This window comes from Halothece sp. PCC 7418, assembly GCF_000317635.1.
In the GTDB taxonomy this organism is placed as follows: Bacteria; Cyanobacteriota; Cyanobacteriia; order Cyanobacteriales; family Rubidibacteraceae; genus Halothece.
The window spans coordinates 249,500-269,125 of sequence record NC_019779.1 but is presented as its reverse complement, the minus strand read 5'-3'; the positions used below and the strand labels follow the sequence as shown (position 1 = coordinate 269,125).

Sequence of the window (19,626 nt, the reverse complement as noted above, 5' to 3'; positions counted from 1 at the left end):
AGATTGTCATCCCAATTAAGCTGTTATGAACAAGAGACCTTCTTTCCCCCAATTCATTACAAACCAAGCTAGCACTGAGGGCATGAGTATCATGGAAGTGTTAGCTGGAATTATTGTTTCTGGCGTTTTAGTCGGCGCGATCGCGCCCATTTTCCTACTCTCCACAGCCACTCGCTTACAAAACACAAGAGCCGAGCAAGCAGCCAGCCTCGCCCAAAGTGAAATTGATCGCACCCGAGCCTTGATTATGCAAGGAATCGAGCAAAGTCAAGAAGCGAGCTACTTACCCCCTGAAAATACCTCCACCAGCTTACCCTCAACTGCTGCCCCCTCGCAGACGGTTTCTGAAACCACCAATCCTGATGGAATTGCCAAAGCAAGGGAAGTGGATATTAATGAGGATGGAAAAGCTGACTTTTTAGTGCAAACCTTCCGAGATGAGGGGATTCGCTTTGACTCAGGAAGTGCCGAAGACCAACTTGCAAACTTTAAAATGGGAGTGCGAGTGTATGCCATCACTGCTAAAAACAATTTGGGATCTCTCGGCACTGAACCTGCTTCTTTGGGATTAACCAATGGTTTAAGCCAAATCCAAACTCGTCCCTTAGCCGTGGTTTATACCGATGTTAGTCGCAGTGATATTGATACGTCTTTAATTAAACTCAAAAGTTATACGTGCGACAATCAGCCTAGCCTTCCCTCTTGTTCTTCACCTTAAATCAATCATTTGCCATGAAACACAAAGTTGAGCAATTAACAAGACTCTATTTCCATCTCTTACCGTCTCCCAAACGATCACAAGGGATGACTCTCACAGAACTGTTAGTGGCGGTTTTTGCTGGCGGGATTATTATTTCAACTTTATTGGCTCAAACCGTTGATTTCCTCAAAATTAATCAGAAAGATTCCGCTCAGGCAAACACACAACAAGAGATGAGAAATGCGTTAACCTATATCTCCCGCGATCTCAGAGAAGCCGTTTACGTTTATGATGGCACAGAACTGGCGACCCTTGAAGACTATTTACCCGATTTTGGCTCCAACCGTAAGCCCATTCTTGCCTTTTGGAAAATTGAGCGTGTGCCTTATATTGACGACAGCGATGCCAAATATCAATTACCAGGAGATTGCGAAAATGACACCCTAACAGACAATAATAGTGATGGGGATCTTGACGAAGAAAGAACCGCCTGTGAGAGTCTCAAAATTGAACGGACAACTTACACCTTAATCACTTATATCCAAAACACCACTGCACCCACTGCAAACGACGTTTGGCAGGGACAGTCACGACTAGAACGGTTTGAGTTGCGTAAGTATAAAGCAGATGAACTGAATAAACTCACCCGCACCACAGGATATATTGATCCGCGCCTAGAAAGCACCTTTGATAACTGGCCCAATGATCCGATTACCTTAAGCAGTTTGCAGTCTAATCTTCCTACTGATACGGCGGAAACCTTAGCTGATTTTGTCGCTGCTCATAATGATTCCTCAATCACTGCAAGCAGTTGTCCCACTGATTACACTCGCACCCCAACTGACAGCAATTATAAGAGCTTTTACGCTTGCGTCAGAAGTAGCACTGCGGACAAGGCAATGAATCAAGATGCCATTCTCTATCTAACGGGTAATGCTTATGGTCAGTCGGGCATTCTGGATGAGAATGCTTATGTGCCTCAACTGGAAACCCAAGTCATTAGTCGTGGTGTAATTGACAAAAACCCTACTAACTAGACTCATGATGCTCAAAAAAGTTACTCCCGCTCAACCCTCTCTCACCGGTTTTACCCTGATTGAACTATTGGTAATTACGGTCATTATTGGCATTTTAGCAACATTTTCCATCTCTGGTATTCTTGGGTTAGCGAAAACGCAACGCCTCAGAAGTGCTAATAATGAAATCAGCACTGCCATGCGAGAAGCTCAAAACAATGCCGTTAGCGAGAAAGTCTCTTGGCAAGCAAGTTTTCGTCAACAAGGAAACCAAGTTGAATGGGCTGTCCATCCTGATAGCGTCTCCGCCAGTGATGCCACTTGGAATGCACTAGAACCTAGTATCACGATTGATAGCGAAACAGATTTACCCCAATCAAGTGGGGTTTATCGTGTGGTTTTTGATGAGCAAGGAACAGTAGAAACAGATTTAGGAGGGATCACCCTGACCTTAGAAAGTGAAAGTCAACAGAAACGGTGTGTCCTTGTTTCAACGATTTTAGGAACGATTCATACTTCTCAAAACCAACCCACCCAGAAAAATGGAAAATCTTGTTATTAGAATCCTAAACGCCCCGTCTGGCTCTAACGAAGTTCACCAGGGGAGATGTCACTTGCTTAATTCCACTGCATCTCTGTCATCCAGGGCTTCTAGATAAACTTTGACTTGTTCTTCACTAGCGGTGGGCAGTTTTTTGCCAGTAAAATCGGGATGAATGGGGAGTTGTCGATGTCCACGATCAACTAAGACAACTAACCAGATTGCTTCAGGTCGTCCATATTCGGTGACAGCATTCAGGGCAGCGCGTGCGGTACGACCTTTATAAATGACATCATCTACTAAAACGACAATTTTATCCGTTAAATCAAAGGGGATATCAGTTCTGGCTGGGGTGCGGGTTTTGATTTGGTCAAGATCATCCCGATAAAAGGTAATGTCTAACGCGCCAACGGGAACGGTAATTCCTTCTAAGGTTTCGATTTGTTCGGCGAGGCGTTGAGCCAGAGGAACCCCGCGCGTATGAATCCCTAACAAGATTAGTTTTGAGGGAGTGCTGGCTTTTTCCAGAAGTTGTGACGCTAATCGCGTGATTGACCGTCTAATTTCTGCTGCGGATAAAATTTCAATGACTTTCATAAGAACGATAAGAATTCCTAAACTTAGGATTTAGACTGGTTTCTGAGGCGAGGAATGAGCCATAAACCAAGGCAATAAGCAAGAATAGCCGCGATCGCGCCGACAACAGTGCAACCTAACAGTAAGGTTACCGCAAAGGCTTGTCCTGCTTGCAGTAATTCTGCACTTGATGTCCAATCGACATCAGTTGATAAATCATAAGTTCCGAGCAGTCTTTGTCCCACTTTGAAGTTAAATAAATAAATGGGAACATAGGTGAGGGGGTTACTAATCCAAGTCCCAACGGCTGCCGTTAACTTATTCCCTCGCACTAAAACTGCTAGGAAAATCCCTAGAATCGTTTGCGCCCCAAAAAAGGGAAATAAGCCCGCAAAGACCCCCGTTGCTAACCCCCGCGCGATCGCGGGAGTGGTACTGCGTAACCGAATAATCCGCAGGTAAAGATAGCGGAGTTTTCGTCTCCACCAAGGCTGTCGTTTCTTACTGAGATAATAAGTGGGTTGCATCGGTTGACTAGCAGCGAGATGAGTGATCACAATATTATTTCTCATCTTAACCAATCGTCACAAAAGTAAAGCTCAGACAGAAGGCGTAATTCTCCAGCTTGCCTTGGTTTTGGGATGACTATTCCTTACCATTGGAAAAAAATGAGAGAATAAAACAATAATTACTTTTGTTCAAGGGAGAAATTGCGATGCGGATTTTAATTATGGGTGGAACCCGCTTTATTGGCGTTGCCCTCACTAAAATTTTAGTGGAACAAGGACATGAAGTGACCCTATTTAATCGCGGGAATAACCCCTCTCCAGTAGAGGGAGTGAGAGAAGTTCATGGCGATAGAAAGGATACTGATCAACTGAAAGATCAACTGGCCAAGGAAAGTTTTGATGCTATTTTTGATAACAATGGACGGGAGTTAAGTGATACTCAACCCTTAATTGAATTATTTAAGGATCAAATCCAACATTTTGTTTATGTGAGTTCGGCTGGGGTTTATTTAAAATCCGATCAAATGCCTCATTATGAAGCGGATGCCATTGACCCCAAAAGTCGCCACAAAGGAAAACATGATACTGAAACTTATTTAAGTGAAATGGGCGTTCCTTGGACTTCAGTGCGCCCTGTTTATATTTATGGTGCTGGGAATTATAATGATTTAGAAGCGTGGTTTTTTGATCGTATTCTGCGCGATCGCGCGATTCCCATTCCAGGTCATGGAGAACATATTACTCAATTGGGTCATGTCCAAGATTTAGCCCATGCCATGGCATCCATTTTAGGCAATAAAAAAGCCTTAGCCCAAGTTTATAATATTTCGGGTGAGCGTTATGTTACCTTCAATGGTATCGCTCGCGCTTGCGCCAAGGCAGTGGGGAAATCTCCTGAAGATTTAAAGTTAGTTCATTACAACCCTAAAGATTTTGACTTTGGTAAAAAGAAACCCTTTCCCTTAAGAATGCAGCACTTTTTTGCCGATATTAGTAAAGCAAAAACGGATTTAGACTGGCAACCTCAATATGATCTGATTAGTGGCTTAAAAGAATCATTTGAAAAAGATTATCTCGCCAGCAATCGTCACGAAGCCGACATTGATTTTTCCCTTGATGATCAGATTCTTTCTGCTTTTTGAAAGACTACTAGATATAGCGCTGGGGATATCGGGAGATGGGGGGGAGAGATTTCATGACTCTTTTTTCTGATTAAGTCTGTTGTTTTCCTTGGTTAAAAGTCATAACTAGGGGAGTCTTGAAAATCTTTGGCAAAAGCTAACCAGAGGGGAAACTGGAGTAATGAAAGATCGACTTCATTTTCACTTTGATCAATAATAATCAACGGTAGATCTTCATCTTCCACAATCCGATCTGCTCTCTGAATCAGTGCTTCTGGGCTTTCAAACAAGACAACTCCCCGATTCGGTCCAAAATCACTGCGAGAAATGCCTAAGCAGTCTTGTAAACCCCGTCGCCATTCTCCCAACCGTTCGGGGGAATCAGCTAACACAAGAGTTCGTAACTGTTCTCCATAGAGTTCTCGCAACACGGCAATAATTGCAGAAGCGACTAAAATATTCTGTAAGCGACTCCCCATGGTAGGAATTGCTCCTCTCCCTGCGAGGGTAAAAAACCATTCCTGAGCGCGATCGGCATGAATCGGTTCAAACGTCCGTCTTAATTGCCAAGGGGGGCCATAGTAGTCGGGAAAGGCGCGATACTGATCCAGTAATGTCCGAATTTGTCGGGCTTCTTCTTGCCATTCCTGCTGTGCAAACTGCGGTGAGGGTTTTTTCTCTTCTGGGGGTGGGGTTGTGGGGAGGGGATTTTCTTCTACAGCTGGTTCTTCTAAACTGGGTAAATCCAGTTGTTCGGCTGCTACGGCTAAATCTTGTAAACTTCCCACTAAATAGTCTTTGAAACCTTGCACACGCACCGCCAGTTCTTGAGAAACACCAGCAAAAGTCGTCCGCATTTCTTCGGCTGCGCGATCGCGCCGTCGTTCTAATTGTTCCACCGATTGTTGCAAATTTTGGCGTTTTTCTTCTAGTTCTTTCACTCCATCTTCCACCATTTGCGCGATCGCGCTTTTAATGGCAGTAGTTTCCTCAGCAATCCGTTGCTGTTTTTGGGCTTCTAAGGCTTTAATTTCTTGTTTTAATTGCGTTTTTTGGGCTTCTAACTGTTCTAAATCCGCCTTTAATTTCCCTTCTGGAGATGCCTGTTTTTCTCCTTGTAATAGGGCTTGTTCATGTAGTTTTTTTCGCTGTTGATCAACTGCGTTTGAGTCTTCTTTTGACATAAATTATATTGTGTTATTGGTTCATTGTTCTTTGTTCTTTGTTATGAGATTGAGAACTGCTATATTACTTTTGGAGATTAACTTTTTCTTCTAAGCACTGCTTGAGTTGTTTCGGGTTAAATAAAAAAGGAACAAAATGAATACTTTTCACTTCTCGAAAATAGAACAAAATGGGAACAGGTTGCCAAAAAAATTCCCAATTTAACCAATCACTATAAGGAAATTGACGAATTCTTTTTTCTGAACGATAGACATCAAGAGACGTTTCCGTAAATTGCAAGCGAATAATGACTGTTTGCAACATCAGGAAAAATGAAAACAGACTAATAATAATTCCCAAAATAATCGCAATTACAGAAAAGAGTTTACTTCCCAATAAAAGGGAATTCCCGAGAAAAATAAAAACCAGACCAATGGCGAAAATAGCAACAGATAAACGATAGTCTGGAGAGAGAGTAACCGTCTGTTGGCTTGAAGTGGATGATGTCATAATCAATAAACCTTGTTCATAGTCTTTTTTTCTATGATCTCACGAAACGCCTTGGAACGCACTGCCTGACCCTTGAAACATTAGCCAAGATAAGACAAAATTCGCGATAAAAATCGCTAATAGTGCCGTGACCACTGCTGTTGTTGTGGATTGTCCCACACCTTTTGCCCCACCTGTGGTTGTTAATCCCCAATTACAACCGATAATGGCAATTAACGCCCCAAAAACGCTGGCTTTGATAATCGCGCTGACGAGATCCCATAACCCTAAAAAGTTCCGTGCTGAATCTAAAAAGACCGTATCTGAAATATTATAAATCGTGGTCGAAATTAGTAATCCTCCTGCCATCCCTGTAATTAAAGATAAAATTGTCAGAATTGGCAGCATGGTACAACAAGCAATGATGCGGGGAACAACTAAGTATTTAATGGGATCGGTCTTTAAAATATAAAGGGCATCAATTTGTTCCGTTACTTGCATTGTGCCAATTTCCGCAGCAAATGCTGATCCCACTCGTCCTGCAATGACAACGGCGGTTAACACCGGGGCCAGTTCTCTCGTCAGCGCGATCGCGAGAACCCCTCCCACAGCAGTTCCTGCACCAAAATTAATAAACTCCCTCGCCACCTGAATGGTAAACACCATCCCGACAAAACTTGCCGTAATTAAAGCAATAAGGAGAGAATCCGGACCGACCACCGCCATTTGCTCCAAAGTGTTACGACGGTGAATTTTGTGGGGCTGCAAGTGTAAGAGGATTTGTCCTCCCAAGAGTAGGGCTGCTAAAACCCGTTGCAGCCATGACCCAAGCCCAGTTTTCAACGTCATCTTGCCTAGTTATTCTGCTCATCTTCAGGATTAACGCGGAATCGTTCCACCGAAGCCAGAAGATCCCCCGCTAAACTTACCAGATTTTGCAGTGCTGTGGAAACCTGCTGGGATTCTTGGGACGTTCCTTGGGCTGTCATCTCCACTGATTGCATCACCTGAGCCACTGATTGCGCCGTTTCCGATTGTTCAACGGTGTCTGCGGTAATCGATTGTACCAGGGAGTCAATACGGTTCGATACCTGAATAATATCCTCTAGCGCATTTTTCGCCTGTTCCGCCCGTTCCGTTCCTTCAATCACCTGTTGTGTTCCCTCTTCCATCGCAATCATCACCGAACTGGTTTCACTTTGAATTTGCAGTACAATCTTTTCAATTTCCCGCAACGATTTCGTAGAACGATCCGCTAACTGTCGCACTTCATCGGCAATCACCGCGAAACCGCGTCCTGCTTCTCCCGCACGGGCTGCCTCAATAGATGCGTTTAATGCTAAGTTGTTAGTCCGAGTTGCAATCTGAGAAATGACCGAAACAATCTTAGAAATTTCTTGAGAGGACTCCGCCAGACGCTTTACCTTACGGGTACTTTGGGCAACCGTTTCTCGAATTTGCAAAATACCAGCCACCGTACTATCTACCGCTTCCCCCCCTTTGAGAGCCGTTTCGGAAGCAGTGCGAGCAACGGATTCCGCCTCTTTTGCATTATCCGCAACCCGTTGAATGGACTCGGTCATCATTTGGGCTGAATTCAAACTCACCGCTAACTCTTCCGCTTGACGCAGGGCATCTTCCGATAATCCCCCCGCAAAGGAGGCACTTTCTGCTGCTCCTTCGTTCACTTGTCGTGCTGCTTCTTTTACCTGTTGCACAATCGTCCGTAAGCTGCGAATGGTTAAGTTAAAAGCATCCGCCACCGCCCCTAAAACGTCAGCACTGACCTGAGCTTGTACCGTTAAATCTCCCCGTGCTGCCCCTTCTACATCATCCAGTAAGCGAATCACCTGACGCTGTAAATCTTCTTTCGCTTGTTCTTGTTCTTGTGCTTTCCGTTGCGCTTCATTGGTCGTCGTTGAAACCACCCGCGTCATCTGGTTAAAGCCAGACGCTAACTGTCCAAACTCATCCTGAGAGTAAACCGTTGCCTTCGCCTCTAAATTCCCTTGCTGCACCGCATAAAGCTGGGCTTGTAAATCACCCGTGGATCGTTTCACTTGTTTGACCACAACACCGCCCATCACCCAAGTGATAGCACCACTGGCTGCACCTCCGACGAGCCCGACTGCTGTGGAGCGAGCTAAATTACCAAAAAAGCTGGGTTTATTTTCTCCCACCGTCGAGACAGCAAAACTGCCCACAGCAACCACAACCGCAGAGGCAATCCCCACTGCGCCAGAAATAATTTGTTGCTTTTTCGCTAAAGAAGCATTTTCTAAAAATGCAAGTGAGCCTTGTTCCTGTTCAACAAACGGTTCATTATCTTGAGTGTTGGTATCAAAGGAGGAATCAGTCCCTTGCGTCTCAGTGGCACTAAATAATTCTGCACCTTCTTGTGCTTGTTCGGTTGCACTCGTAAATAAACCTTGACCGTTATTTCCTTGATTCTCTTCACTGAGTGTTGCTTTCCCTTCTTGGGATGAACCTGAGGGATCTTTACTCTGGAGAGGTGTCTTCTCTTCCTGTTGCAAGGAGAAAGAACTAGAGGGAACTTCTTCTGCTAAAGAACCTGTTGCCCCTTCCTTCCCAAGGGGGGACTGTTTCGTTTTCTCAGTGTTACCATGACCAAAAGTATTAACATCATCATCATCTTCCTCTTCTCCTTCTTCAAGGAAGTCTTCATTCGTGTACTGGCTAAAGTCAAATTCTTCTTCAACCAAATTGCCCTCAGTGTGATCATCGTCTGATGAATCATCTTGAGGACGAAAGAGGAAAGTTCCTTTACTTTCTTGATGCTCATCCTCATCGGTTGGGTCACCATCAGTTGAACCATTGATTTCCGTCTGAGATTGATTCCCAAAATGATCTAATTCCTCAGAGTAGAGCGAGTTAGCTTCTGACTCAGCTAAATTGGTTACCTCTTCATCATCTTCATCATCAAAGTCATCATTGAGAGCCGAAACAGCAGTCATTTCATCCTCTGAAAGCTCAGTGAAGGGATCTGGTTGCTCTTCTATCCCTGTCAGATCACTCTCAGCATTGGAAAACGGATCTTGATCATGACCTAAAGCCCCTGTCGGTTCATCTTCATCCGCTTCAAACTCCCAATCCTCTTCTTCCGACCAAATTCCCGTAACATCTTCTTCTGAGTCAGATCGATTGGTAACAGAGGTAACAGACCTAGCTTCTGTTCCTCCTTGAGTTGAGGCAGAAGTAAAATTCCCCCCTCCTCTACTTTGCCACTGATCAACGGTTTCTAAACCTGAGTATGCACATTCAACATAATCTTCACTATCCGTATTTTGAATCACTAAGTTATATTGTTCCTTAGCTGCTTCAAAATCTTGAAAATAGCAATAAATGTGACCTCGCAGTAACAAAATTTCAGGGTCATCTGGCGAGTCTTGCGCTAGCTTTTCAATAATCTCTGCAGCTTCTTCATAATTGGCTGTGATATAAGCTGTTTTCGCCCGCTCATACTCTTGTTGATTTTTTTTGTACTTGATGCCATTTCCCGTTGTGCCTCCCAACTGGCTATTGAATAATATCTTTTTTAGGAGAGATTATTTTTAGAACTTTTAAGAGCGTAAAGACTGCTTCTCCAGCTTAACTTTCTCCTCAAGAAATTGACTGTTTTCTTCCCAATTTTGTTATTCGGTTCACGCAGCCCACCGCGCTGAACGCAGAATTGCTGAAGGATCGAGTAAAAATAAGGAAGAACGATCCCATTCCCATTCTCCTTGAATAAAAGGAGCCATTTCGTCAGATAAGTTACTGGCTACTTCCAATTCTTCTGGTTCTAGCCATTCCATCCCAGCAATTTTTTCCACCGCCAATCCCATCATCATGTCTTGGTCTTCAATGGTAATTACAGGAATTTCTGAACGTTCAGTGGTTAAGACTCCAGGATCTCCTAAAAATTTACCGAGATCAGCAACCCAAATGACTTGTCCTCGCAAATTCATTGTTCCTAAAAGCAGAACCGAAGCATTGGGAATGGGAGTAATTAAGTTTGGAGATTGGGAGACCACTTCTCGAATTCCGGTTGCTGGAATGGCAAGTTCTCTTTCTGAAGGAAGGTACAGTCGTAAATGTAGTTCTCCTTCTGGCGGTTCGTATGACTGGATTTCTGAACCGAGATCATCTTCTTCTGCACCGAAAGGGGTTTGCTCGTTGAATTCGGCTGGATTCACCATGACACTCGCACTCTATCCCCTCAGCAATTGCTTAATTGTACCAATGAGTTCGGTAGGTTCAAAAGGCTTAGCAATATAAGCATCTGCTCCTTGTTTCATCCCCCAATATTTATCAAATTCTTCTCCTTTAGAAGAACACATGATTACTGGGACATTTTCGGTGTTGGGATCAGTCTTAATTTGACGGCAAACTTCATAACCATTCATGCGAGGCATCACAATATCTAAAACAACGATATCGGGGGGTTGCGTTTGAATTTGCTCTAGAGCCTCCACGCCATCACCCACACTAATCACTGATGCGTTTAACCCACTCTCTTTGAGCAAATCGGAAATCATTTGTCTCTGGGTCACGCTATCTTCAACAACTAAAACCGTACTCATTTCCTGTTTTGTCCTTACTACTGGTTTAAATTATGACGATGATTGATCGTTAATTTCAATCTGATTTTAATGGAATTTGGAGCGTTATGATTGAGAAAGTTTAACTCGATTCTTTCCTTGAGATCAAAGGAATTGATGTTGTTGATCTTTGGGGTTCAGATGAGTTCTTAAGAGATGAAGCAAATCTGAGTCTTGAATCGGGGGCACTAAAATCTCAGTGACTCCTAAAAGCTGAGCACGAGTTAAGCGGATCGGATCAGGATTTTCTGGCGTGACAAGAATGATCGGGACTTGGCTTAAAGTGGGAAGGTTTCTCAAGCTGTAGCTGAGTTGTTCCCCAGACCAGGTGGATAGTTCTAACGCGCAGAACACTAGGCTCGGCTGCGATCGCGCAATCATACTCAGTGCATCAATGGGATCATCAATGATCATGGGGAGATACCCCTTGGACTTTAAAATATATTCTATCTGATCCCTGACTTCATTTTCTTGACCAATGTAAACCATCTTAGTGGTAGCAGAAGCCTCCTGAATCGATTGAGAGGGAAGGGCTTCTTCTTCCGCAAGCATTTGCAGCCAACCCCGTTGAATGTACGGGTAGAGGGCTTGGCTAATCGTCAGTAAATCTTTGTTCAAATAACGAGCAATTCGTCGTAAAGAAAGTTCACCTTGACAAGCAACAGCGAGACTCCGATAGGCTGATGGCGTTAGGGCTTGTTTCAGTTCATGATTTTTCGTGAGAAGCGGACACTGTTCTGGAGAGGTAACGTAAGGAGAAAGTTGCTTCCACTGTTGAAGTTCCCGCATCACCTGCGTTAAAAGTGGACTAATCTCAAGAGTGGTTAGTTGAGGCTCGACAACAGTGTTACTCTGAAACCTAAAGAACCCTTGTTGCAGGCTCAATAAGTCAAACATGGTTTCATGAACAATATGTTCAAGAATTTGCTTTCCTTGAGTGGCTGTCAAAACATGATGTTCGAGGAGAACCCATAAATAGTTATATTCGGGTAAGGATCTTGCCGTAGCTTGGAGAAAATTGCGAGGTAAGGCAACCCTGTCGGTTTTTGGTAAACGTTCCACTACTGTCTCCACCTGATAGCGACGGAGATAGTCTTGTAGTCGTTGGTACTGTCTCAGGTTGCCATCAACAGCATAAGTGATTTGACCGTTACTCAAAGAGAGTAGCCAAAAGGAATGATCTTCTGAGGCGAGCGACCCCAGATCAGAAGGGGAAAAGGCAGAAGCAGCTTGAATTAGGAGTTGTCCTGTAGCTTGGCTACGTTCAAGCAACTCTAACAAACTACGGAGATCCAGTTCGTGCAGGCTACCATACATATGATTTAGTAAAGACTCCCATCGGTTGCATAAGAACAGAATAAATGACTAGATTAGTGCTGGAGAGGGACAGAAAAATTTGGGACTGACCCACTTAAATTATGAAAGTAAGTTAAGATCAATCGCATCTATTGTTGTATCCCTGATGTTTTTTCCCTCAAAAATGGATTCACAGTATGTAAAATTTAGCAGAAGCCAAGCGAGCAAAACATTAACAAGAGGATTAGGGTCGTGCTGTATATTGCAGAAGTGAAGAAACAGAAATACCTATTTATGGGCGGGACGAAAACCGTTCTTCATTTACTGGCTTGTCAACAAAATGATAATCGCTGGAGTGCAATTCCGGGGGAAGAGGTGATCTCCACTGAAGATGTGACACAGCAGTTTGCAGAGGGAGCTCTTGTCACGGTTAATTTAGGACCCAATCGTCAGGTGCAGGGCTCGTTAAATTTAGCTGGTCCGAGGGTTGCCAATTTGTTACAAACGTTTTCTCGGCAGGTGGAAAAAACAAAGGGACAAGAAGAAGAGATTGAAGAATGGAAACAGTCTCTCACCATTCAAGCGCAAGAACTGAACCGTCGTCAGAATGAGTTACAAGAAGCTGAGGCTCGCATTGAAGATAAGGAAGAAGAACTCAGTGCTCTAGAAAAGGAACGGGAAGAAATTCAGCAATTACGGGAACAATGGGAGCGCGATCGCGCTGAGTTAGAAGGGGCTTGGGAACAACTGCGAGGAGAACAACAACGCTTACAAGTCCAACAAGAGGAATTACAAGGAAAACAAGGACTGACTCCAGAACAAGGAGAAGCTCTCCGCAATTTAGTCCAACAAGTAGAAAGCGCGATCGCTGCGACCCAAACCACTCTTGATCCTCTCAATACGGCGGAGACTTTAGTCAAAGAACAAACCGAAACTATTCAAGGACAATGGAAAACGTTAGACCAACAACGTCAGCAAGCGGAACAGAAACAGAAGGATGCTGAACAAATCAATGAGAACTTAAAAACTCTGCGCCAACAATTGCAAGAAAAAGAAGGAGAATTATTACAAAGGCAGCAGCGTTTGGCGACGGCTCAAAGTCAAGTTGACACCAAGCAACAGATTGTCACTTATCTCGCAGCCCAACTGCAAAAACAAAGTGAAGCCAGAGATATTTTATCACGGTTAGTTATCAACTCACCCCAATTAAAAATTCAGCAAGAAATTGATACTCAATCACTGGAAAAAATGCCTGTTGAACAGTTGGAAGAAGAGTTTAATTCGATGCAAAAATCCTTTGAGCAGGCGGTTTCTTTTGTGAAAGATCAAGAAGAGGAATTAGATTATCAATTACAAAGTGTTCGGGAATTAGAAGAGCAATTGAAGCAAGCACAGAGCAGTGAAAAAGAAAATATTCGGAATGAGTTAGCAGAAGAAGAGGATCGGTATCGTTTCTTGGAGAAGACGTTAGTGGGCCAGCGTCGTAACTTAATGTCACGAGAAGATATTATGGAACAATATAAGAGAGTTCTCAAACGTCGTCAAGGAGAAACCGATTGGACCCCAGATGTGGAGAAAGTTGATCTCAGTCCGATTTTTAATAAAATTGACGACCAGCGTGATTATAGCGAAGATGAATATCATCAGGTCAATGAGGAATTGAAAACCTTACAAACTCAAGTTGAAGAATTAGAAACCACAGTTAAAGAACAGCAACAAGAATGTGATAAAACTCGAACAGAAATTGATACTCTGGTCGCTAATTGGCAAGATACTCAAAAAGAAGCGAATGAATTATTGACTCGGGTGGAAGTGAATGGAGAAACGTTACATCATCAAGAAGAGAAATTGCAAGAAATTCGGGAAAAATTAGACGCGATCGCGCAAGCTATGGAAAAAATTAATATTTCAGAGCAACAAAAACAGTTATCACAGGTACAAGAATTATTGAATAGTTTATAGTCATTAGTCATTGGTCATTAGTCATTGGTCATTTGTTCTTTGTTCTTTGTTCTTTGTTCTTTGTTCTTTGTTCTTTGTTCTTTGTTCTTTGTTCTTTGTTCTTTGGTAACTGGTAACTGGTAACTGGTAACTGGTCACTGGTCACTGGTAACTGGTAACTGATCACTGGTCACTGGTCACTGATCACTGTTATTCCAAACAATTAAGTTTTCTTTGACTTCTGCATAAACATTGCCTGGAAAGGAAGAAGTTCGGCTTTTATTCGGAGCATGAATTAAGGCGGTTAATTCTTCAATTTGCTCGAAACGGGGAGAGGCTTGAAAAGACTGTTGCCAAAATAACCGCATCACGCGACGTTTTAGGGCTAAGGGCGCAGTTTGGAGAGGAAGTCGAGAAAGAGAGTGTTCCGGGGTTTGTGTGGAGGCTTTTAAGAATAAATCAGTGGCTAGAGTGTGCAGATAGTTCGTTTCGGCTTGTAAAACTTCTGCGGTTTGGGCGAGAGCAATTTCCACCTGAGGATTAAAATGGGCTTTAATTTGGGGCAATATTTGCTGTCTGATGCGATTTCTAGCGTAGGCAAGATTTTGATTTGCAATATCTTCCCAAACGGGTAAGTTTAACTGCGTACAGACTTGTTGGGTTTCCGCACGAGTAAAGTTGAGTAAGGGGCGAACCAGAGCAATATTTTCTGTCAGTGGTCTTTGCCAAGTGAGGGCTTGTAAGCCATCTGTACCGCTACCTCTGATTAAATTATAGAGTAGGGTTTCCGCGCGATCGCTGCCCGTATGCCCTGTCACCAAATAATTATATTCATTCTCTTGGCAACAGTCCGTTAACATTTGATAACGCCACGATCGCGCACTGGCTTCGGTTGCGACAACGGGAGTGGATGCAGTCATCCGAAAAAAGGGAAGGCGGTACGCTTCAACCACTTTCTGCACATGATCCGCCATTCCCACATCTCCAGACCAACGATGATCACAATGAGCCACCCCTAATCGCCAGTCCCACTTTGCTTGTAAATCAGACAATAACCGCAGCAAACAAAGCGAATCTTGTCCCCCTGAAACCGCGATCAAGACTGAGGCTTGCTTGGGTAAGAGTTGTCGCTGACGCAGGGTTTTATGCACTCGCCCATGAAAATCCGTCCAGATGATGGTCATTAGTCATTAGTCATTAGTCATTTGTTCTTTGTTCTTTGTTCTTTGTTCTTTGGTAACTGATCACTGGTAACTGGTAACTGATCACTGGTAACTGGTAACTGTTAAAAGAACCACCCGTAGGAATGTAAGCCTTTTCCGAGTAAGTTCACGCCTAAATAGCAAATCCAAACGACAATAAAGCCAGCACTGGCAAGAATCGCAGGTTTTCTACCTTGCCATCCTTTCGTAATTCTCGCATGAAGATAAGCAGCAAAAACGAGCCAAGTAATTAAAGCCCAAGTTTCTTTGGGATCCCAACTCCAGTAAGATCCCCAGGCTTCATTTGCCCAAACTGCACCAGCAATAATGCCAATGGTGAGAAGAGGAAAGCCTAAGCCAATGACACGATAGCTGAGGTTATCTAAGGTTTGCGCTAAATTCAGTCGTTGTGGCGATAACTGAGTTGTTGTGCCGGTTTCGGATTTATCTAAAACGGCGGTTTGAGTATTGCTAGAACTAGAACTTGCAGTGGCTGTGGCGTATTCGGTTTGATTTCGGATGGCGCGGAGACGTTCATTTCCTGTGCCGTAAGAACTCCCTTGCAGTTGGACAGAATTGCCTTTAGTGACGATTAAAAACGCGATCGCGAGAAGAGATCCCACCATTAATGTGGCATAACTTAACATCATGACGCTAACGTGCATCATTAGCCAATTCGACTTTAAAGCAGGCACTAGCGGTTCAGAAGCCTGCATTTCTGGAGGCAAACTCAAAGCAGCAAAGGCTGTAATCCCCATTGCCAAAGGCGCACTAAAAACACCGATTAAACGATTCTCAGTGCTCAATTCCACAACTAAATGAACCGCAGTCACTCCCCAAGCGAGGAAAAAGAGGGATTCATACAAGTTACTGATGGGGAAATATCCCGCTTCAATCCAGCGCGCACCGAGTAAACCAGCAATACAGAAATTCCCAATTGCCATTCCAGCAGTTCCCAGAGGATTCAGAAATGACAAGTTACGAAAAGCAGTGCCAACCCAATAAATCAGCATTGTCAGGAAAAGCACCAAAAAAGAAAGATTATCCAGTTGATGTTGTAGCGCAATTAAATCCATTATGATTTTTAGTTAAAAAGCTATTTTGTAATCTCCAGTATCCCATTTTAGCTGTAGCATAGATAACCATGAGTGATGATAACCCTCTAATCAAGCAATGGCAGCGCAAAATCGAACTTGCGAACCACAACAACATCTTCTGTCATTGTCGAGACTGTGGCGAGGATTGGGTGGACTCCACTGAGGAGGTAACCTGTCTTCAATGTGGGAGTCGTAACTTGGAACAGATTCGTTGTTGGCAGTTTCCTGATGACTAAAGCGTATTTTCAGAAGTGGTTTGAAACAGTAAGGCTTCTTCTAGCGTCATTGGCGCTGCTTCGGGAAAGGTGCTTAAAGCTAAACCCGTTTCTTTCTTCGCTTTGCTTCGCGCTTGCTGATAGACAGCTTCAAAAGAATCTTCTAAATATTGTTTGAGGCTAGGACTGTCTTTAAGGATATCAGTAATTTCTTCTTGGGCTTGTTCAATGGTGACTTCCCAACTTCTAGACCGTTTTTGGGGCTGATATTGCCACTTGAGAATGTGCCATAGTAATAATTTAAGATAATTTCTAAGCTCACGCTGTTCTTGTTTGGTCAAGCCTTCCACCTCATTGACTAGGTTTTCTAAGTCAATTTGTTCCCATTGTTGATGTTTTAATTGCTCAACTGTTGTTTGAACCCACTTAGCAAAATCTTGGTTGTACAGTGTTTCTGAAGTCATCACATTTTCCTAAAATGAGTATCCCCTCTCCATCATAGGAAAGGGGAATCAAGAACTGGACAACTAACCGTTTGCCTTAATTGAGATTAATGATGGTGGTGGTGATGATGTCCATCATGATCATGGCTGTGGCTATGATCATGATCGTGGGAGTGAGTGCCTTTTTCACTCGCCAGTTGTGGGTTCACAGCGATCGCGGTTTCAGAGAGTAAAGCCTCAATTTGTTCATCCGCCCAGTTTGCTGCCATTTTCAAGAACTCAGGATGGTCATTGGCACAAGCCATTTGCACAAAATTAACATCTTTATATTGCCGTTTGACATCGTGAATGATGTGGTCAACGTCTAAGATGGTTTCGTGGTTTTCAGTGGCAAAACCAATGGGCATCATAACCACCGCTTTTGCACCCAGTTCAATCAAGTTTTTCGCTGCTAAATCAGCGTTGAGTTGTGTCCATTCAATGAGAGGGGTGTCATGGTTTAACCAACCCACAGAAATTAAAGGATATTTATTAATCAGTTTTTCCCGTACACTTTCATACAGGGCTTCGCTTTCGGTGATGCCAGAGGTAAATCCTTTGGCTTTGTGAGGACAACCGTGATTCATCAAGACAATCCCAATTTCGGAAGGAAGATAAGCATCGGAAAGTTCACTTTGAATTTTTTCTTCCACTAACCGCGCCATTAAGTCAATGTAGTCGGGTTGGTTATAGAAGGAGGGAATATAGCGCATCCCAGTTACCCATTGTTCTTCACCCGAATTGAGTTCGTGCAGGGCTTCGTTGACTTGTTCTACCGCAATACCGCTAGTGAAAATGGAATCAACGACAAGCAAGGGATAGATCAAAATTTTGTTATATCCCTGTTCTTTAATTTGCGCTAACACTTGATTGGGAAGATAGGGCTTACAGAAGTTAAACGCCTTAAAAACAGAGACTTTTTCGCCCCAAGTTTTCTTTAACTCTTGTTCGATGCCTTCCCGTTGCGCTTCAAAAATTTTGTTATGAGGGGAGATAAAGTTACCGTGTTGGTGACTCCATTCGTGAAAATCAAAGATCGCGAGTAACTTTGCAAGGGGAGGATACATCCAAGTTGGAACAGGAGCGAACTTTGCGGTGAGTAAGTTCAGGGCTTGTTCGTTATAGTTGGCGAAGTCCTCATAACTTTCTACCTCACCATAACCCATTAATAGTACAGCCACGCGATCGCTGCTGTTAATATCTTGTTGGCTCGTTTGTTCTGTTTTTTCTGGTACTGCAACCACGTTTCAATCCTCTTTGCTGTCTAGATGTTATCCTGAAAGATTAACAAGGGTCTGAAGCGTCTAAACTCCAGATTATTGTCAAATTTCTAGGGATATGCTGAAATTTATTACTGCTTCAATGTTAGCCTAACATCCCCTCCTAGGGCATCCGTTGCCAGAGGAAGATTCCCGAACCCCATGCGACAACTGCTGCGGTATTAAATACCCCTGTGAATCCTCCCACTTCTAAAACTGGACTGAGAAAAACGGGCGATAAAAATTGTCCTAAGAAACTGGTTCCGATCGCGATCGCGAGAACACTTGATCGCACGCTTTGCGGGGCAATATTGGATAAATCGCTATAAAGATTCGGTAAAACCAGTCCAAATCCCACCCCAAACAGCATCGCAGAAAGCAACAGAAGCGGAAACTGTTGTAGGAAGGGAATACTGAATAAACTCAAGCCCATTAAGGTAAACCCCAGCGCGATCGCGCTACCATAAGACCATCGTTTTGCCAGTTGTTTCGACCCAAACACAGAAATTAACGTTGCCCCTAACGCTCGTGTGGCGAGTAAAATCCCATTGGGAACTGTGCCCAAGCCAAGGGTTTCTTGCAGGTACAGTGGCGCGTAAATGACCACAGAATACATAATCGCTGCTGTTAGCGCAACGAATAAAAGTAGTTCTATTACGACTGGGCGCGATAATACTTTTTTTAATTCTACAGACAACCCACTGTTGTTTTCTTCTTGAGACTGGAGTTGAAACTCTGGAAACGCATAATAACTCATCACAGCAAGAGGAAACGCGATCGCGTAAAGAGCAAAGGAATAACGCCAATGGATTGATCCCACTCCCCCACCTAGCAACGGAAAAATAATCCCTGTCACGGTTAAAACTGCTGTGGAGTATGCTATCACTTGCGCCCGCGTTTCTTTATCGTATAATTTCCCCAATAAGCCCAGACTTCCTGCTGCAATCCCTCCTGCGGTTGCCCCTAATAAGGCGCGACTGACTAACAGTAGCCAAAAGTTACTCGCAAGTGCAGGAATGATACCAAAGACACCGTATAAAATTAAGGCGGGAATTAGCACTCGCACGGGAGAGATTTGATCCGCGACAAAGCCCAATAAGGGACTAAACAGCGCGATCGTTAAAGCATGAATACTCACCAAATGAGTGGCAAAAGCGCGATCAAACTCTAATGTCGTAATCACTTGGGGTAATACAGGCGCAACCACTCCCCCAGTCATCGTGATTAATGCACCTGTGGCTAAAATGAGAAACATCTGAGTTGGATCACGCTGGAATCGCTTCATTGTTCTTGGTTCTTGGTTCTTGGTTCATTGTTATTTGTTCTCCCCCTCACCTTGTCCCTTTCTCTTTTCAAGTAGTCCTATAGTTGTTCCTGCCAATTATTCAAGAAGATCTGATATTTTTAAAGCAAAATG

20 protein-coding genes are annotated in these 19,626 nt (G+C 43.6%); 6 read left to right on the top strand and 14 right to left on the bottom strand.

Translation table 11 applies throughout. The features are described from left to right. Nucleotides 1-82: 82 nt before the first annotated feature. Genes PCC7418_RS01205 through PCC7418_RS01195 form a run of 3 tightly spaced genes read left to right on the top strand, consistent with a single transcriptional unit; the run spans nt 83 to nt 2,278 of the window. Nucleotides 83-718 (top strand): hypothetical protein, encoded by a 636-nt coding sequence (locus tag PCC7418_RS01205; RefSeq protein ID WP_150107012.1) that lies wholly within the window; start codon nt 83-85, stop codon nt 716-718. 14 nt (nt 719-732) lie between these two features. Further along, entirely contained in the window at nt 733-1,737 is a 1,005-nt protein-coding gene (locus PCC7418_RS01200) for a prepilin-type N-terminal cleavage/methylation domain-containing protein (protein WP_015224351.1), read from the top strand. Between the two features lie 4 nt (nt 1,738-1,741). Next, nucleotides 1,742-2,278 (top strand): GspH/FimT family pseudopilin, encoded by a 537-nt coding sequence (locus PCC7418_RS01195; RefSeq protein WP_015224350.1) that lies wholly within the window; start codon nt 1,742-1,744, stop codon nt 2,276-2,278. 48 nt (nt 2,279-2,326) lie between these two features. Here PCC7418_RS01195 and pyrR read toward each other — a convergent pair whose 3' ends face one another. Next, nucleotides 2,327-2,854: a bifunctional pyr operon transcriptional regulator/uracil phosphoribosyltransferase PyrR gene (gene pyrR, locus PCC7418_RS01190; RefSeq protein WP_015224349.1), complete on the bottom strand. Its 528-nt coding sequence runs from the start codon at nt 2,852-2,854 to the stop codon at nt 2,327-2,329. 23 nt (nt 2,855-2,877) lie between these two features. Beyond that, on the bottom strand, nt 2,878-3,405 hold the full coding sequence (locus tag PCC7418_RS01185) for a DUF2062 domain-containing protein (protein ID WP_015224348.1): 528 nt from the start codon (nt 3,403-3,405) through the stop codon (nt 2,878-2,880). A gap of 143 nt (nt 3,406-3,548) precedes the next feature. Between PCC7418_RS01185 and PCC7418_RS01180 the strand changes: the two genes are divergently transcribed. Further along, nucleotides 3,549-4,484: an NAD-dependent epimerase/dehydratase family protein gene (locus tag PCC7418_RS01180; RefSeq protein WP_015224347.1), complete on the top strand. Its 936-nt coding sequence runs from the start codon at nt 3,549-3,551 to the stop codon at nt 4,482-4,484. A 92-nt stretch (nt 4,485-4,576) separates the two neighbouring features. On the opposite strand, the gene PCC7418_RS01175 is transcribed toward PCC7418_RS01180, so the two are convergent. The 7 genes from PCC7418_RS01175 to PCC7418_RS01145 form a co-directional block, all read right to left on the bottom strand. After that, on the bottom strand, nt 4,577-5,647 hold the full coding sequence (locus PCC7418_RS01175; protein WP_015224346.1) for a DUF3086 domain-containing protein: 1,071 nt from the start codon (nt 5,645-5,647) through the stop codon (nt 4,577-4,579). A gap of 64 nt (nt 5,648-5,711) precedes the next feature. Next, nucleotides 5,712-6,137 (bottom strand): DUF3119 family protein, encoded by a 426-nt coding sequence (locus PCC7418_RS01170; RefSeq protein WP_015224345.1) that lies wholly within the window; start codon nt 6,135-6,137, stop codon nt 5,712-5,714. A 39-nt stretch (nt 6,138-6,176) separates the two neighbouring features. Then, a complete protein-coding gene (locus tag PCC7418_RS01165) occupies nt 6,177-6,965 on the bottom strand; it encodes an MlaE family lipid ABC transporter permease subunit (protein ID WP_015224344.1) in 789 nt (262 codons plus the stop codon). Nucleotides 6,966-6,970: 5 nt separating this feature from the next. Further along, a complete protein-coding gene (locus PCC7418_RS01160) occupies nt 6,971-9,649 on the bottom strand; it encodes a HAMP domain-containing methyl-accepting chemotaxis protein (protein ID WP_015224343.1) in 2,679 nt (892 codons plus the stop codon). Between the two features lie 129 nt (nt 9,650-9,778). Further along, on the bottom strand, nt 9,779-10,315 hold the full coding sequence (locus PCC7418_RS01155) for a chemotaxis protein CheW (RefSeq protein ID WP_015224342.1): 537 nt from the start codon (nt 10,313-10,315) through the stop codon (nt 9,779-9,781). Between the two features lie 12 nt (nt 10,316-10,327). Further along, entirely contained in the window at nt 10,328-10,699 is a 372-nt protein-coding gene (locus PCC7418_RS01150) for a response regulator transcription factor (RefSeq protein ID WP_015224341.1), read from the bottom strand. Between the two features lie 123 nt (nt 10,700-10,822). Then, a complete protein-coding gene (locus tag PCC7418_RS01145; RefSeq protein ID WP_015224340.1) occupies nt 10,823-12,034 on the bottom strand; it encodes a response regulator in 1,212 nt (403 codons plus the stop codon). Nucleotides 12,035-12,265: 231 nt separating this feature from the next. On the opposite strand from PCC7418_RS01145, the gene hmpF reads away from it, so the two are divergent. Then, the gene (hmpF, locus tag PCC7418_RS01140; protein WP_015224339.1) at nt 12,266-13,975 is read left to right on the top strand and encodes a pilus motility taxis protein HmpF; all 1,710 of its coding nucleotides are present in this window, start codon (nt 12,266-12,268) and stop codon (nt 13,973-13,975) included. Nucleotides 13,976-14,151: 176 nt separating this feature from the next. Here the strand turns inward: hmpF and tilS are convergent, their stop codons facing one another. Next, a complete protein-coding gene (gene tilS, locus PCC7418_RS01135; protein WP_015224338.1) occupies nt 14,152-15,138 on the bottom strand; it encodes a tRNA lysidine(34) synthetase TilS in 987 nt (328 codons plus the stop codon). Between the two features lie 101 nt (nt 15,139-15,239). Next, the gene (gene ccsB, locus PCC7418_RS01130) at nt 15,240-16,232 is read right to left on the bottom strand and encodes a c-type cytochrome biogenesis protein CcsB (RefSeq protein WP_015224337.1); all 993 of its coding nucleotides are present in this window, start codon (nt 16,230-16,232) and stop codon (nt 15,240-15,242) included. Between the two features lie 68 nt (nt 16,233-16,300). Here ccsB and PCC7418_RS19640 point away from each other — a divergent pair, with 68 nt between their 5' ends. Continuing rightward, on the top strand, nt 16,301-16,489 hold the full coding sequence (locus PCC7418_RS19640; protein ID WP_015224336.1) for a hypothetical protein: 189 nt from the start codon (nt 16,301-16,303) through the stop codon (nt 16,487-16,489). On the opposite strand, the gene PCC7418_RS01125 is transcribed toward PCC7418_RS19640, so the two are convergent. From PCC7418_RS01125 to PCC7418_RS01115, 3 genes are all read right to left on the bottom strand, one after another. Next, nucleotides 16,486-16,932, bottom strand: coding sequence for a DUF29 domain-containing protein (locus PCC7418_RS01125; RefSeq protein WP_015224335.1), 447 nt, complete (start codon nt 16,930-16,932; stop codon nt 16,486-16,488). The two genes, PCC7418_RS19640 and PCC7418_RS01125, sit on opposite strands and share 4 nt — an antisense overlap. A gap of 86 nt (nt 16,933-17,018) precedes the next feature. Beyond that, nucleotides 17,019-18,194, bottom strand: a complete 1,176-nt coding sequence (locus tag PCC7418_RS01120; RefSeq protein WP_015224334.1) for a ferrochelatase — start codon at nt 18,192-18,194, stop codon at nt 17,019-17,021. A 139-nt stretch (nt 18,195-18,333) separates the two neighbouring features. Then, nucleotides 18,334-19,494, bottom strand: a complete 1,161-nt coding sequence (locus PCC7418_RS01115) for an MFS transporter (RefSeq protein WP_015224333.1) — start codon at nt 19,492-19,494, stop codon at nt 18,334-18,336. Nucleotides 19,495-19,626 lie beyond the last annotated feature (132 nt).

What these genes read in the sequence shown, in the direction of transcription:
- PCC7418_RS01180 (WP_015224347.1), top strand. Translation starts at nt 3,549, where the DNA reads ATGCGGATTTTAATTATGGGTGGAACCCGCTTTATTGGCGTTGCCCTC.
- PCC7418_RS01125 (WP_015224335.1), bottom strand. Translation starts at nt 16,932, where the DNA reads ATGACTTCAGAAACACTGTACAACCAAGATTTTGCTAAGTGGGTTCAA.
- PCC7418_RS01145 (WP_015224340.1), bottom strand. Translation starts at nt 12,034, where the DNA reads ATGTATGGTAGCCTGCACGAACTGGATCTCCGTAGTTTGTTAGAGTTG.
- PCC7418_RS01200 (WP_015224351.1), top strand. Translation starts at nt 733, where the DNA reads ATGAAACACAAAGTTGAGCAATTAACAAGACTCTATTTCCATCTCTTA.
- tilS (WP_015224338.1), bottom strand. Translation starts at nt 15,138, where the DNA reads ATGACCATCATCTGGACGGATTTTCATGGGCGAGTGCATAAAACCCTG.
- PCC7418_RS01205 (WP_150107012.1), top strand. Translation starts at nt 83, where the DNA reads ATGAGTATCATGGAAGTGTTAGCTGGAATTATTGTTTCTGGCGTTTTA.
- PCC7418_RS19640 (WP_015224336.1), top strand. Translation starts at nt 16,301, where the DNA reads ATGAGTGATGATAACCCTCTAATCAAGCAATGGCAGCGCAAAATCGAA.
- PCC7418_RS01115 (WP_015224333.1), bottom strand. Translation starts at nt 19,494, where the DNA reads ATGAAGCGATTCCAGCGTGATCCAACTCAGATGTTTCTCATTTTAGCC.
- PCC7418_RS01150 (WP_015224341.1), bottom strand. Translation starts at nt 10,699, where the DNA reads ATGAGTACGGTTTTAGTTGTTGAAGATAGCGTGACCCAGAGACAAATG.
- PCC7418_RS01170 (WP_015224345.1), bottom strand. Translation starts at nt 6,137, where the DNA reads ATGACATCATCCACTTCAAGCCAACAGACGGTTACTCTCTCTCCAGAC.
- PCC7418_RS01175 (WP_015224346.1), bottom strand. Translation starts at nt 5,647, where the DNA reads ATGTCAAAAGAAGACTCAAACGCAGTTGATCAACAGCGAAAAAAACTA.
- PCC7418_RS01195 (WP_015224350.1), top strand. Translation starts at nt 1,742, where the DNA reads ATGATGCTCAAAAAAGTTACTCCCGCTCAACCCTCTCTCACCGGTTTT.
- ccsB (WP_015224337.1), bottom strand. Translation starts at nt 16,232, where the DNA reads ATGGATTTAATTGCGCTACAACATCAACTGGATAATCTTTCTTTTTTG.
- PCC7418_RS01165 (WP_015224344.1), bottom strand. Translation starts at nt 6,965, where the DNA reads ATGACGTTGAAAACTGGGCTTGGGTCATGGCTGCAACGGGTTTTAGCA.
- PCC7418_RS01185 (WP_015224348.1), bottom strand. Translation starts at nt 3,405, where the DNA reads ATGAGAAATAATATTGTGATCACTCATCTCGCTGCTAGTCAACCGATG.
- pyrR (WP_015224349.1), bottom strand. Translation starts at nt 2,854, where the DNA reads ATGAAAGTCATTGAAATTTTATCCGCAGCAGAAATTAGACGGTCAATC.
- PCC7418_RS01155 (WP_015224342.1), bottom strand. Translation starts at nt 10,315, where the DNA reads ATGGTGAATCCAGCCGAATTCAACGAGCAAACCCCTTTCGGTGCAGAA.